Below are 14212 nucleotides of genomic sequence, written 5' to 3' on the forward strand. Positions count from 1 at the left end.
TTTATTATTTATGAAACACTATAATAGGCCAATAGGCTATTGTTAACTTTGAGAAAAGTAAGTAAATAGCGCTATCTTAACTATAGGTCTTATCGAAAGAGAAGGCAATTCAATTTTTAATTTCTGAGGAAAAATCTGTCGAATTCTACGAGGTTGTGAGGGGGCTTATGAGCAAGTGGACGGACTTATGAGCGCTGACGCAGATTTATGAGCGCCCGCGAAAAACTATGAACGCTTACCCTAAGGCAATATAGAAAAAAAGACTACCCTTCCTGGATAGTCCCGATTATTCATTTTAAAAAACGTTACTCACCTAGTGTCTCATGCTTCTCCGTTGCTTCCGAAGGTCTCTGCGGGCGGGCGCCGATTCGAACAGTTTTGTTTCAGCTTCGGTTTCCGGATAGATACCTGGCACGGGGATCGGTTTATTGTTTTCATCCATGGCGACCATCGTGAGGAACGATTCTGTCGTCAGATTCGATTCCCCGGTGAGCAAATTGGTGGAATGAACTGAGACGAACACTTCCATCGATGTGTGCCCTGTAGAACTGATGACCGCTTCAAGGTCCAACACTTCCCCGACACGCGCTGTCGAGAGGAAATCAACAGAGTCGATGGATGCCGTAACGACAGCCGTCTTCGCATGTTTCATGGCGGTGATGGCTGCGATTTCATCGATGTATGCCAAGACATGCCCACCGAAAATGGTCTGCAAGTGGTTGATGTCCGAAGGCAGGATGATTTTCGTTTGAATGGTGCGGGATGCACTCATAGGCTTCTTTTCCAATGGAATCTCTCCTTTAACCCATCGTAAACCCGTTTCCCTACTTTGTCGAATCAAAACCTAGTCGGCGAACCGCACAGAGCTCTCTTTCATATGGTGTGCCAGCCAGCTTGATGATTTCAATCGATTTTCCGGTTGACGGGGCGTGGAAAAGCAATCCGTCTCCGTAATAGAATCCGACATGCCGGATGTTCCCTTGCCCTTCATCCGAAGCAAAAAACAGTAAATCACCTGTTTGCCAGTTCGACGGGTCCGTTGTCGGGATGGCAATGCCTTGCCGGGCTTGGTCGGCCGCGTCACGGGGAATGAAATGGCCACACGCTTTATACATAGAATACGTAAAGCCTGAACAATCATACCCATACGATGATGTACCACCCCAGAGATAGGGCAAATCCAAAAATGCCAACCCGCGCTCAACCGCCGTTTCCACGGGCAATTTCAGGAACTGGTGAACCGAGGGGGCCAACTCCACATCATCTAATTGTAAAATTCCATCCCCTTCCGGCGTGCATACATGGATCTCCCCGTCCAGCACGTACCAATAGGGCAAGATGACATTGAAAGGCAAGACAAGAGAAGGGGAACCATCCGGATTCCACAGTTGCGCCTTGCCCGCCGTCACTTTTGCAAATCCTTCCGCGCTGATCGGTTGTGCTTGCTTCAATTGCCGAAGTGGCACCCAGCCCGGATACCCCCGACTGTCTTTGCTCGTTGTCTGCCAAACAGCACATACCCTCGCCCAATCCCCTTGCATTTCATCCACGATGACGGGTTCTCCGTATACTAATTGGGTCTGAATCCGATTTTCTTCACTTAATTCCAATCGGTCCGCCAAGCTTAAGTTTCCAAGCCATTCCCGCGGGCGGGCCGGATTCGACATACTCGGTTCGTCTTGGGGTCGTACTGAATCGGGTGATGTCCAGACGTTTGCGACGGTAACGTTACAATACCATGTAGGAACTGCCATCTTTTGCACCTCGCCTCGATTTTGGTTACGCTGTACCCTTAATTTGATCGACGCCTAATCCAGGACTGGTTGAGAAATGGATTTTACTTTTATGATAGAGTATGCCACCGGAAACCGGATCAGCCGCCAACATCAAGGGCGCATCAAAATCGAAACGGGTGATATTCGGTTGGCTTGCCGCGAAATGAGCGGCTGCCGTAACGCCGAGCTTGGTTTCGATCATGCTGCCGACCATGCACCCGATACCTTGTGCTTCCGCTATGGCATTAATTTTCAACGCTTCCCGCATGCCGCCTGCTTTCATCAGCTTGATGTTCAGCAGATCCGCCGCTCGTTGCTGACATATACGGAGGGCGTCCTTAGCGGAAAACATGCTTTCATCGGCCATGATCGGGGTGATGGTATGGTCCGTTACATATTTAAGCCCTTCCAAATCATCGGCATGGACAGGTTGTTCGACCAGTTCGATATTAAGTCCAGCGTCCTCCATTTTACGAATGACACGGACCGCTTCTTTCGGCTGCCAGCCTTGATTGGCATCGAGCCGGATTTTGGGCTTGGTGCCGACCTGTTCCCGGATGGTCCGGATCCGTTCAAGATCTTTGCCGATATCCCCGATTCCCACTTTTATTTTTAATGTACAGAACCCTTCCGAAACACAACGTTCAGCGTCCTCCGCCATTTTCTCCGGATCATCGACACTAATCGTAAAATCCGTTTCCACTTCCTGACGGTAACCGCCCAGTAGTTGATAAAGAGGCATTCCTGCCAGTTGACCCAACAGATCATAGATTGCCATGTCAACGGCCGCTTTTGCGCTCGTATTACCGATCACTGATCGGTCAAGCGCCTGAAACATCTCTTCCCGCTTCCGGATATCCAATCCCATGAGCCGCGGAGCAATAATTTCCTGGATCGCATAAGTGATGCTGCCAAGTGAGTCACCTGTGATGACATGTGTTGGAACGGCCTCTCCCCATCCAACACGCCCGTCATCACTCCTCACTTTCACATAGATGGCATGCACTATATGCACAGTTCGGAGTGCTGTTTTAAACGGTTTTTTTAATGGGACTGCCATCGGAAATGTTTCGATGGACAGGATTTTCATCCGTTATTCCACTCCCGGTAAAATAGTGAGCGTTCGGTTGTCTGCATCGAGCCGCGCTTCTACGCCAAGTGGAACAGCAAAATGCGGTTCGCAATGGCCAATCTTGAATCCTTTCACGACGGGTTTTCCAAGACGTCTGAAATAATGATTGAATACTTCATCTAGTGATAAGGACGCATTTTCATTTTTCGGCTCCGCTTTTGCAAAATCCCCGACTACAATCCCTGCTACTTCATCGAACTTTCCGGCCATCCGCATATGATTCAACAGGCCATCCACACGGTATGGCTCCTCTCCGATATCTTCAATAAGCAATAGTTTCCCGCGTGTCTCAATTTCAAATTTCGTACCGATCGTCTTTGCCAATAAAGAAAGATTCCCCCCGACCAACTCACCCTGCGCTGCTCCACCGCTAATCGAAGAAAGCGGTGAAATGGCGTCGGTGTAATGAAGTTCCATCGGCTCAAACAACTGTTGGAACATCTTGGCCGATAATTCATGGAAGGTTTCCTTTCCGACACATGACGCGAGCATTGGCCCGTGGAATGTGACAAGATCCGAATATTGTCCAATGGCTGTGTGGAGGGTGGTGATATCGCTGAATCCCCAGAAAATTTTCGGGTTTTCATTCATGGAAGGCAGGTCAAGCCGATCGATATACCTCGCGGCCCCGTACCCGCCGCCTGCACAGAAAATCCCCTGAATGGATGGGTCGGCAAACATAGTATGCAGATCCTCCATCCGTTCCTCATCGGTCCCGGCCAAATAGCCGTTTGTGCTGTGTAGATGTTTTCCGAACTTCCATTTCAAACCGAGCTGCTCCAAAAAGCCGAGCGAGCGCTCCAGCGACTCTGGATTCGGCGGGCTGGATGGGGCGATGATGCCAACCGTATCCCCTATTTGCAAACGTTGCGGTCGTATTCTCATGTTTATAATCATCCTCTCTTATAGTGAAAAACTCCGGCCGGTGCGTAACAGAACTGGCCTTTTTAATTCTATTCAACAACCCCGGCCCACTTGTTTGGTCTAGTCATCGATAGAAATTCCCATTTTCTTCGTCACTCTGATTACCTTACTTTAAAAAGTCCAATATTATACGATAGTCAACACACCATTGTCAACAACAAAATTGCGTTTTATTAAATTATATGGTACTATAGAGTTATCACAGTTTTGAGACAGTATTTGATTAATCGTACGCAACTTCTTCCCAACAGAAATTGAGTGCGATTTTTTCATTCTTAAACTTCCATTCGGTCAAATGAACTTAGGCGTCAATACCCAAATATTTTATATAAGGAGAATCAGTTAGTGAATTTAATTAATGAAGAAATTACTCATAAAGTCTTCGGCGAAGGAAATATTGTGGATCATGAAGGTTCTATCATCACCATTGATTTTAATGAGGATATAAAAAAATTCGTGTATCCTGATGCTTTTGGAAAATTCATTACACTCAATGACCGCAATACTGCCAAATCATTAAAGAAAATCCTTTTGAAAAAGGAAATGGAAGAAGAAGAACTTGACAGGCAACGTGCAGAAAAAATAGAGCGACAGGTACTTGAACAGCAACGCAGGGAACGACTGAAGAACCATAAGATCCATGAAAGTTCGCAACTTGTTTTCTGGCTGGATGAAGAAGAGCAACAAAATGTATTTACCGACTGGCAAGTATCCACCGGCATGATTCAAAGCGGCAAAAATAAAGGCCAGCCGAATAGAGTAGCTCGTTTGGGACCGAACAGCGCAGTTCTTCTGACCGCAAGAGAGTCCGATCAACCAGAGACAGAAAGACGGATTCTCGGCCTCTACTTAGTGGAGGAAACGTATTCAGGCAATCTTGGCGATAACGGAATGATTCCGTCGCATGCAGAGTTCCGGATTGAGCTCACGGAACAAGAAGCAGAGAAAATGCTTTTCTGGAATTACTATATCAATCAGAACTACCCGCATCGCACTACATGGAATTCCGGTAAACATCGTTATTTCGATAATGTTTGGACCGCTCAAATCTTACAGGACATCATTGCATTACAAACGGATGATGAGCACATCAAAAAATCAAAAAATCTTCTGGAATACTTCTGTCAAATGAATGCCATTGACATGGATAACATCCCAGAAGCGAGTGGGGCTTTAAAGCAATAATAAAATAACATACGGGACGGTTCACATCACCAAAAAAATGCGTGCACGTTCTCATGTATCGGATGAACTGCTGGCGGAGGAAGCAGCCATGACGGCGATGGTGGCGGCCATGACAGCTTGCTGTGCCTGGATAATCAGTTCGATGGAAGTCACTAGACTGACGCTCGTTTCTTCCACACGGACGGGGTCAACCAATTTATGCATGACATAACCGACCCCAATCGATAATGCCATTTCCCGGTTCCACTTCAACGGCTTTGACGTTTCCAACACCACGGTTAAGTCAACAATCGTTTCCAGATCTGCATCGGTCACTTCGAACACAGTCAAGAAACCGATCATCGGATAGTGGACAGGCCGCACTTTCGCATCCCGCTTGAACCGGTCGAGTATGTCAGCCGCCCGCGCCACGAGTTTTTCGTCGAAATCAATATGTATATAGGTCATCACTTGGGAGAGCCATTGCAGTTCATTCCCCGACTTGAAACCTGCTACACGGAGCGCATCATAATAGGTCCGCATCGCTTTCGCATGCTCAATGGGATCGGCTTCCCGCTTTCCGAGAAGGAGCGCATAGGCATAATCATCATCCGAAGTGAGGAAAAAGTGTTGCTTTTTCATGGCATCATACAGCTTTTTGGCTTGCCGGGCCTCTATCTCGTGAACATCCGGGTCATCCGTCATGAGCAAAGCAGCAAGATAAGAGTGGATCGTGTTACGGAATCCCGCACTTTTCAGCACATGCTGCTTTGCAAATAAACGATCGACTTCTTGTTCGATATCACACCCGGGACGATCTAAAAGTGCCGAAATCATGGGCAGCAAATTACCACGAAGCGGAGAAAACCAACCAGACCGATTTTTAAGCGCATCCATGAAACGGTTCAATCGTACCGCATCAAATTCCCGATCCGATGTCACATAATAGGATGTAATGGTCAGCACGATATTCTTATCCACCGCCCACCCCGCCAAGGACTTCACTTTACCATAGGTCAGTTCGACTTCTTGTTTAATCCGATTCGTATCCAATCCGAACGCCCCCTTTCCTATATGTACGATTCGGAGTGGGAAAAGTTTCAGGACGGGTTGGCGAAACTCCATTGACTTGCTATTCTGTTCATAAGGAGTGATGACCGTGTCGGAATTTGAAGTCATTTTACGTACAACCTCGTTCCAATCAAAAGAAACATTGAAGTCCAATCTGCAGGAGATGGGCATACAACCGGGCGACGCCATCATGGTCCATTCTTCATTGAAATCGATCGGTTGGGTTGCCGGTGGTGCGCAGGCGGTCGTGGAGGCATTGATGGAAACCGTCACGCCGGAAGGGACGATTGTCATGGCTGCCCAATCGACGGACAATTCGGATCCATCGTATTGGATGATGCCAGCTGTACCGGAAGATTGGCATGAACCGATCCGACAAACGATGCCCGCATACGATCCCCGTTTGACTCATTTGCGAGAAATGGGAAAGATTGCGGACACTTTCCACCGGCATCCGGAGACGATCCGCAGCCCACATCCCGCCCACTCGTTCATGGCGTGGGGCAAGCATGCCGAAGGATGGATGAAAACACACCCGCTCGATGATTCATTCGGGAAAGGCTCGCCGCTCGGAAAGTTGTTGGATGGAAATGTGAAGATTGTGCTGATTGGCGTCGGATATGACTCTTGCACGGCCCTTCATCTAAGTGAATATTTGGCACATCGACCACCAATGATCTCTCAAGGCTCCGCCATGATGCAAGATGGCGAACGGGTTTGGGCTACATACGAAATGGTCGACGTCGACTCCGGCGTCTTTCCGGAATTAGGAACTGCTTTTGAAACAGCGAACCCTGGCATCGTACAAAATCGAAAGCTCGGACAAGCGAATTGCAAAATCATCCCAATGCAGCCTTTGATCCGCTTCGGGACAGGCTGGATTGCGGTACGGCGCCAAACTGACAAAGAGTCTGAATCCTAAAAAACGCCTTCCTCTGTCAAAACTGCATGAGGAAGGCGTTTTTTTAATTATACACTGTTTCTTTGGCTGCCTGCACAAGCGCCTCGATCGCTTGCAAATCCCCCCGGTGGAACGCATCCACGATTGCACTGCCGACGATGACACCGTCTGCCAGCGCCCCGATGGACCGGACTTGCCCAGGAGTGGAAATGCCGAATCCTGCCAATACCGGCACGGGGCTCACTTCTTTTAATTGCTGCAAATGGGTGCCGAGGTCGTCACGGAATTCGTTCCGGACACCTGTGATCCCATTGACTGTCACTGCGTAAATGAACCCTTCTCCCGCAGCCGTGATAGTGCGGATGCGCTCCAGCGGACTTGTCAAGGAGACAAGCTGGATGAGCCCAACGTCCGTGCCGTTCAGCGCCTCCCGTACGAGATCACTTTCCTCCAACGGCAAGTCGGGGATGATCAATCCACTGATTCCGGCCGTCCCGCAATCTTGTGCGAACGCCTCCACCCCATAGCTCAACACCGGATTCAAGTACGTCATGATGACAAGAGGCACCGTCACTTCACCTTGGAATGAAGCAAGTTCCTTCATCACGGCACGCAAGTTGACGCCGTGTGAAAGAGCTCGTTCCCCCGCGGCCTGGATAACTTCACCGTCCGCCACAGGGTCAGAAAACGGAATGCCGACCTCGATGGCTGCCACACCCGCTTCCTGCAGGAATAAAATATTATTTTTCAACGTACCGAGTCCACCGTCGCCCGCCATGATATACGGAACGAACGCCTTCTCGCCTCGCTCCGTGCTACGAAGAATCGAATTGCTCAAATCTGCTTTCGTCATTTTGCCACACCTCCGAGTGCATCGCGTACCGTTTGTACATCTTTGTCTCCGCGGCCCGACAGACAGATGACGAGAACTTCATCCGGTTTCATTTCCTTCGCCAGCTCCGCCGCGTAATAGATTGCGTGGGCGCTTTCCAATGCCGGAATGATCCCTTCGATCCGCGACAGCAATTGCAAGCCTTCCAGCGCTTCCGCGTCGGTCACCGATTCATATTTCACCCGACCGATATCGTGCAAATGACAATGTTCGGGACCGACAGCCGGATAATCCAGCCCAGCGGAAATCGAGTGCGCTTCCTGGATGAACCCATTGTCATCTTGCAAAATATACATATAGGCGCCGTGCAGGACACCTTCCCGTCCGCCTGCGATTGCCGCCGCGTGCTGGCCCGTGGAAATTCCACTGCCCGCGGCTTCCACGCCGTACAACGCCACTTCTTCATCGTCCACAAACGGATGGAACATACCGATCGCGTTACTACCTCCGCCGATACACGCCACAACAGCGTCCGGCAACCGACCCTCTTTTTCTAGTATCTGTTTCCGCGTCTCGTCCCCGATGACCCGTTGAAAATCCCGGACGATGCGCGGAAACGGATGAGGTCCGAGCGCCGAGCCAAGGATATAATGCGTATCTTCCACATTCGCGACCCAGTAGCGCAGCGCTTCATTCACGGCATCCTTCAACGTGCCAGGACCTTTATCGACCGACACAACTGTCGCGCCAAGCAATTCCATCCGGAACACATTGAGCTCCTGCCGCCGCACATCCTCCTTCCCCATGAAGACGATGCACTCCAAACCAAGCAATGCGCAAGCTGTCGCTGTCGCTACGCCATGCTGGCCCGCGCCCGTTTCGGCGACAATTTTCTTTTTCCCCATCCGCACCGCCAAGAGCGCCTGCCCGAGGGAGTTGTTGATCTTATGTGCGCCCGTATGGTTCAAGTCTTCCCGTTTTAGGTAGATTTTTGCCCCGCCGAGCTCTTTCGTCAGCCGCTCCGCGAAATAAAGTGGATTGTCCCGGCCTACATAATCTTTTAAATAATAATCCAGCTCCTCTTGGAATGAAGGATCCGCCACCGCTTCCTCATACGCTTGTTCCAGTTCCAATAAAGCTGTCATCAATGTCTCCGGCACATACTGGCCGCCGAATTTCCCGTAGCGCCCTTTCGTCTTCGTCTGTTGCCCCATCTCTATCTCTCCTTCTTTTTGACCGTATCCAGAAAGCCGCGGATCAAGCCCACATCTTTTCTTTTATTGATTTCCACTCCGCTAGAGACATCCACCATATATGGATTGACACGCTCGATGGCCTCTCTGACATTGTCGACCGTCAGCCCGCCTGCCAAGATCAATTGCTCTGGATGCACCCCAGCCTCTTCCAACAAAGTCCAATCAAACGTCTTGCCACTGCCGCCTTTAAATTCAGTCCCCGGCGTGTCGAACAAGAAGTAATCGACATCATATCGGCTCGCCTGCCGTACGTCCCCTTCACTATGCACCGATACCGCTCTAATCGCCGGCAATCCCATTTGTTGAATGAAATCAGGTTTTTCGTCTCCATGGTATTGAATGAAATCAAGCGGCACCTCCGTAAAAGCGCGCTTTAATTCCTCCTCCACCGCGTCAACGAAAACGCCAATCTTTAGTACACCTTCCGGAACGAGGCTTGCCAGCTCTTGCGCCTTTTCAATGGTCACACGCCGTCTGCTCGGCGCGAAGACGAAGCCGATCGCATCGGCTCCTGCCTCGACTGCAGCCTCGACGTGCTCACGTTCCATGAGGCCGCAAATCTTCACCTTCGTCATTCCGCGACTCCCGCTTTCGCCACTTGTAACGAACGCAGCGCCGACTCCACAGAATCACTGCGCATCAACGATTCGCCGACCAATACCGCGCTAGCTCCGGCTTTGGCGACACGGATCGCATCTTCCGGCCCCCAAATGCCGCTCTCGCTGATCAACACTCGCTCTTCATCGAATGGGAACCGTGCTGCAACTGCTTCCGTCTGGGTCAGATCCACTTCGAACGTCCGCAGATCGCGGTTATTGACGCCGATCAGTTTGGCATCCACTGACAACGCACGCTCCAATTCATCGACATCATGCACCTCCACCAACACATCCAAGCCAAGTGAAGCCGCATAGGAATGGAGATCCGCAAGCGTTTCGTCATCCAATGCTGCTACAATCAGCAAAATGACGGACGCCCCCGCGCTTTTGGCCTTATCAATCTGCACCCGATGGATCATGAAATCCTTGCAAAGCAACGGAATTGGCACAACTTCCGCCACTGCCGCCAAGTCTTCGAAGCTACCTTGGAAAAACGGGTTATCCGTCAGCACCGAAATGCAGGCCGCCCCTGCTTCGTAATACGCTTTTGCCTGTTTCACCGGATCCGCGCCTTCGGCAATCAACCCTTTGGAAGGGGACGCTCGTTTCATTTCCGAAATGACTTGCAATTGCTCTGCCTTTCTTAGAGTGTCATATAAGGAAGGCCGTACCGTTTCATTTTTTGGAAACTCTACGTTTGCTGCCAGCATTTCTTCGACTTCCTGTTGCTTCTTCATCAAGATTTTATCTAAAATTGTCATCTCGCCACCGCTTTCTGTTCATTTTGGCTATAGGCAATGATCGCTTCCAGCTTCTCCATCGCTTTTCCAGATAGGATGCTGTCAATCGCCTTGTCGACACCTTCCTGTATCGTAGCCGCCTGCCCGTTGGCGAATAATCCGATTCCCGCATTGAACACGACCGTATCGAATCGAGGCCCCCGTTCACCACCCAACACCGACCAGATGATCGCCGCATTTTCCTGTGCATCACCCCCGCGAATAGCCGAAGGGTCTGCTTGGGTCAACCCGACATCTTCCGCTCTCAAGGCGAAAGGAATCAAGTCCCCCTTATCGAGCAGGACAAATGCGTTTTGCCCCGCAAGCGATGCCTCATCCATTCCACCCGTTCCCGACACGACAATCGCGCGTTCCCTGCCAAGCATGCGCAGCACCGAAGCGTACTCCATGACGAAATCCGGACGGTTGATGCCCGTGAATTGAGTTTTCAGGTGAATCGGATTGGTCAACGGACCGACCAGATTGAAAATGGTCGGCTTGCCGATTTGTTGCCGCACCCCCACGATCCGTTTCATTTTCGGATGGACATGCGGGGCGAATAAAAAGGCGATTCCTTCGTTACGAAGCAGTTCCCTGATTTCAGCTGGATTAAAATCCGAACGGATGCCGAGTGCATCCAGCACGTCATGGCTTCCCGCAGCACTGGACACTTTCCGATTGCCGTGCTTGGCGATCCGCACTCCCGCACCCGCCAAAACGAAAGCGGACGTTGTGCTGATATTGAAGCTGTTTGATCCATCTCCTCCGGTGCCGCAGTTATCCAAATAATTTCCGTATGGCACACCAAGGTCGACTGCCAATGACCTCATGACCATCGCCAACGCCGCCACTTCTTGCGCGGTCTCGCCTTTCCGGGATAGTGCAATTAAAAAATCGGTCATCTCTTGGACATCCGTCTCTTCATCAAATAATAACTTTGCAGCCTCTGTCATTTCCTCAAACGTCAAGTTCCGATTGTTCTCCACTATGCTCAAAAATCTCTTCATTGCTATCTCTCCTCTTCTCTGCTGTTCTATACTCGGTGTCACTTTACAACTTCCAAAAGGGATCGTGCTTTATTCACCGTTTCTTTATACTCCAATGCCGGGATGGAAGCCTCCACGATACCAGCCCCCGCTTGGACATACGCTTTTCCGTCCTTGATGACCATCGTGCGGATCGTCAAAGCGAAGTCGATGTTTCCATTGAGGCCGATGTACCCGATCGCCCCTCCGTAAATGCCGCGGCTCGTGCTTTCCAATTCATCAATCAGTTCCATGGCCCGTCGCTTCGGCGAGCCCGAAACCGTACCAGCCGGCAATGTCGCTTTCAACGCATCCAACGCGTGCAATCCCGGCGCCAAGTTGCCTTCCACTTCCGATACGAGGTGCATGACGTGCTCATAGCGGACGGTCTTCATATAATTTGCGATTTCAATGCTCGTCGGGTCGCATACATCTACCATCTCCCGCTTGCTCAGTTCCACCAACATGTCATGTTCGGACAGCTCTTTCGGATCATTGCGTAATTCCTTTTCAAGCGCGAGGTCCTCCGCTTCATCCCGGCCCCGTCTACGCGTACCAGCAATCGGATTTGTCATCACGGTACCGCCTGATACGCTGACCAGGCTTTCCGGTGACGTACCAATCACCGTATGATCGTCGAATTCCATGAAGTACATATAGGGCGAAGGGTTGCGTCTTCTTAATTTCCGGTAAATGGAGAACGGATCCCCTTCGAAATCGGCTTCCATCCTCCTTGATAGGACAATTTGTTCTATTTCCCCTTGTTTGATATGCGTGATGGATTGGCGGACCAGCTCCTCGAACTCTTCCTGAGAGGTATCGCTCTGGTATTCCGATAGCGAAAACCCCGTCTCCTCTTCGACCGCCCCCGTCAAAATCTGTTCAGCGAGCGCCTCCAGGTCAGGCGTTCCATGCTCGGGATTAATTTGCGTATGCAGGAGTGTCACTTCATTCAATACGTGGTCGAAAATGACGACGGTGTCATAAATATTGAAGTTGACATCCGGGGTCCCAAGCCCTGGTTTCGCCTGCTGCCGCGTGGCGTCGTAGCTGACGTAACCGACCGCGCCACCGGTAAAAGGAAAATCCAAATCATTGGTCACCCGGGGCATCAGTCTTTTTAATAGGGTGTATAACTCTCCTTCGTGAACGTATTGTTTATCAGATCCATAAATGACTTCCTCGATTAGCCCGTCCCCGCCTCGGTACGACTTCAGCGGTTCCACTCCGATGAAGGAATATCTGCCCGGTCCGTCATGGAGAGAGGAGCTTTCCAACAAGAACTTCCGCTTGCCTTGCAATCTCCTAAAAATAAGGATGGGCGTCAGTGAATCCCCCTCCAATTTCTTCATCGTCATCCGCAAACTCGTCTTTTCTGCACTCATCATCGTCTCTCCTCTGCTCTTCAATTAATGGAAATAAAAAAGCCCCCTGCCAATGGACAGAAATATCCATTAGCAGAGGACGGATTTAACCGCGTTGCCACCTCATATTGGAGCCGATTCGCTCCCTCTCGAATGCATCGCTGAAAAAGCGTGCACGTATCCCGTAACGCGGGATCAACGTCCACCTTTAACAAACCGAAACCAGTTGTTATCGGTGACTCTCCTAAGTCCATTCACACCCGCTGCGTATCAGTTCCCACCACCCACTGACTCTCTACAAGCGCATACTGGTGCTACTCTTCTTATTCATCAATTTCTCAGCTATGCTCTTCTCATCTCGACTCATCTGTTCTGTGGGCGGCACCGCTCCCGGCACCTTCTACCCGTTGACCGAACAAAAAAGTTGTACTTATCTTATTATGAAATGCCGCAATTGTCAACCTCTTCTGTTATTCAATTTAATTTGATTATAGAAGAGTTATAAACACTGAATCCATTATTATGATGTCCTTCAAGTTGGATATCGTCTGACCTTCTAAAACTATATATCCAAAACAATAGAAGTAACTATATGCAATGAATCCCACTCACCCTCGGAAATAGCAGTAATCGGATATTTCTTGCCGAATATTAGTTGGTCGATTTCTGTGATGGAATGTCCTTTTTCATAAAGTGTTTTCACTTCTTCACAAATACCTTCCAAATACTCGAGTTTTTCCTTCATCTTCATTTTCCCATCCGGTAAATAGCCGGCGTGGCAGCAAAACATCGAACCGAAGTCGTAGGTGAGGAGATTCCGGATGGAAGCCATAGTCTGAGGGATCGATTCGCTTCTCATAATCACTTTAGTTTTGGGAGAGATAAATAAATCACCTGTAAACAGTGTTCCCGTTCCACGATGAAACAGTGAAATATGATCGTCTGCATGCCCAGGCGTATAAATCACTTCCCATTCCTTTTCCCGGGACTGGATGGACGACGAGACAGGCAACGCTTTAAATTCCCTTCGGGTCCCCCAAGTATCTTGTCGATATTTCGGATATGGAGTCGGCTGTGAACATACAGCGATCCCATTAGAATGGACATAGATTGGAACTTTGAGATTTTCTTGAATCCATGGAGCATTGCCTGAATGGTCTTCATGGCTGTGGGTTAAGGTTACTAAGTCAAACGAGGCCTTTTGATAGAAGGGAATTAATTCAGATTCAAATCGTTGTGGTCCGGTGTCGATCAACATGCCGTCCACTAAGAAAGTAAACACTTTGCTCTTCCTCAAAGTAGTCATTTCCACACAGGTAACGTCTTCTCTATCATATACTTGAAACAATTGAATCACTCTCCTCTTCCCTGCTGTTCTTTACATCTATCG

General features: G+C 49.7%; 14 protein-coding genes and 1 other annotated feature. Of the genes, 2 read left to right on the plus strand and 12 right to left on the minus strand.

The genetic code is table 11. The annotated features are described in order from the left end of the window. Positions 1-313: 313 nt before the first annotated feature. The 4 genes from AB1K83_RS08535 to AB1K83_RS08550 are packed head-to-tail and all read right to left on the minus strand — an operon-like array spanning position 314 to position 3792. Positions 314-772 (minus strand): acyl-CoA thioesterase, encoded by a 459-nt coding sequence (locus AB1K83_RS08535; RefSeq protein WP_413057933.1) that lies wholly within the window; start codon positions 770-772, stop codon positions 314-316. 52 nt (positions 773-824) lie between these two features. Continuing rightward, a complete protein-coding gene (locus tag AB1K83_RS08540) occupies positions 825-1754 on the minus strand; it encodes an NlpC/P60 family protein (RefSeq protein WP_413057761.1) in 930 nt (309 codons plus the stop codon). 25 nt (positions 1755-1779) lie between these two features. Continuing rightward, on the minus strand, positions 1780-2865 hold the full coding sequence (locus tag AB1K83_RS08545; RefSeq protein WP_413057762.1) for a mandelate racemase/muconate lactonizing enzyme family protein: 1086 nt from the start codon (positions 2863-2865) through the stop codon (positions 1780-1782). A 3-nt stretch (positions 2866-2868) separates the two neighbouring features. Then, positions 2869-3792: a S66 peptidase family protein gene (locus AB1K83_RS08550; RefSeq protein WP_413057763.1), complete on the minus strand. Its 924-nt coding sequence runs from the start codon at positions 3790-3792 to the stop codon at positions 2869-2871. 384 nt (positions 3793-4176) lie between these two features. Between AB1K83_RS08550 and AB1K83_RS08555 the strand changes: the two genes are divergently transcribed. Beyond that, on the plus strand, positions 4177-5016 hold the full coding sequence (locus AB1K83_RS08555; RefSeq protein ID WP_413057764.1) for a malate synthase: 840 nt from the start codon (positions 4177-4179) through the stop codon (positions 5014-5016). 51 nt (positions 5017-5067) lie between these two features. Here the strand turns inward: AB1K83_RS08555 and AB1K83_RS08560 are convergent, their stop codons facing one another. Further along, positions 5068-6174: a DUF4003 family protein gene (locus tag AB1K83_RS08560; protein ID WP_413057765.1), complete on the minus strand. Its 1107-nt coding sequence runs from the start codon at positions 6172-6174 to the stop codon at positions 5068-5070. On the opposite strand from AB1K83_RS08560, the gene AB1K83_RS08565 reads away from it, so the two are divergent. Continuing rightward, complete coding sequence (locus AB1K83_RS08565; RefSeq protein WP_413057766.1) at positions 6155-6988, plus strand: aminoglycoside N(3)-acetyltransferase; 834 nt, start codon at positions 6155-6157, stop codon at positions 6986-6988. The two genes, AB1K83_RS08560 and AB1K83_RS08565, sit on opposite strands and share 20 nt — an antisense overlap. Positions 6989-7031: 43 nt before the next feature. Here the strand turns inward: AB1K83_RS08565 and trpA are convergent, their stop codons facing one another. The 7 genes from trpA to AB1K83_RS08600 form a co-directional block, all read right to left on the minus strand. Further along, positions 7032-7820: a tryptophan synthase subunit alpha gene (trpA, locus tag AB1K83_RS08570; protein WP_413057767.1), complete on the minus strand. Its 789-nt coding sequence runs from the start codon at positions 7818-7820 to the stop codon at positions 7032-7034. Next, positions 7817-9013 carry a tryptophan synthase subunit beta gene (gene trpB, locus AB1K83_RS08575; RefSeq protein ID WP_413057768.1) on the minus strand — a complete coding sequence of 399 codons (1197 nt, stop codon included), beginning with the start codon at positions 9011-9013 and terminating at the stop codon, positions 7817-7819. The genes trpA and trpB overlap by 4 nt, the downstream gene beginning before the upstream one ends. Before the next feature lie 2 nt (positions 9014-9015). Then, positions 9016-9630, minus strand: coding sequence for a phosphoribosylanthranilate isomerase (locus AB1K83_RS08580; RefSeq protein ID WP_413057769.1), 615 nt, complete (start codon positions 9628-9630; stop codon positions 9016-9018). Continuing rightward, positions 9627-10415 (minus strand): indole-3-glycerol phosphate synthase TrpC, encoded by a 789-nt coding sequence (trpC, locus tag AB1K83_RS08585; protein WP_413057770.1) that lies wholly within the window; start codon positions 10413-10415, stop codon positions 9627-9629. Before trpC ends, AB1K83_RS08580 begins: the two co-directional genes overlap by 4 nt. Then, positions 10412-11440: an anthranilate phosphoribosyltransferase gene (gene trpD, locus AB1K83_RS08590; RefSeq protein WP_413057771.1), complete on the minus strand. Its 1029-nt coding sequence runs from the start codon at positions 11438-11440 to the stop codon at positions 10412-10414. Before trpD ends, trpC begins: the two co-directional genes overlap by 4 nt. Before the next feature lie 38 nt (positions 11441-11478). Continuing rightward, entirely contained in the window at positions 11479-12846 is a 1368-nt protein-coding gene (locus AB1K83_RS08595; protein ID WP_413057772.1) for an anthranilate synthase component I family protein, read from the minus strand. Positions 12847-12915: 69 nt separating this feature from the next. After that, positions 12916-13162, minus strand: a binding site (T-box leader). Positions 13163-13384: 222 nt separating this feature from the next. Continuing rightward, a complete protein-coding gene (locus AB1K83_RS08600; protein WP_413057773.1) occupies positions 13385-14179 on the minus strand; it encodes an MBL fold metallo-hydrolase in 795 nt (264 codons plus the stop codon). Between the last annotated feature and the right edge of the window lie 33 nt (positions 14180-14212).

This window comes from Sporosarcina sp. 179-K 3D1 HS (assembly GCF_047228905.1).
Lineage (GTDB): Bacteria > Bacillota > Bacilli > Bacillales_A > Planococcaceae > Sporosarcina.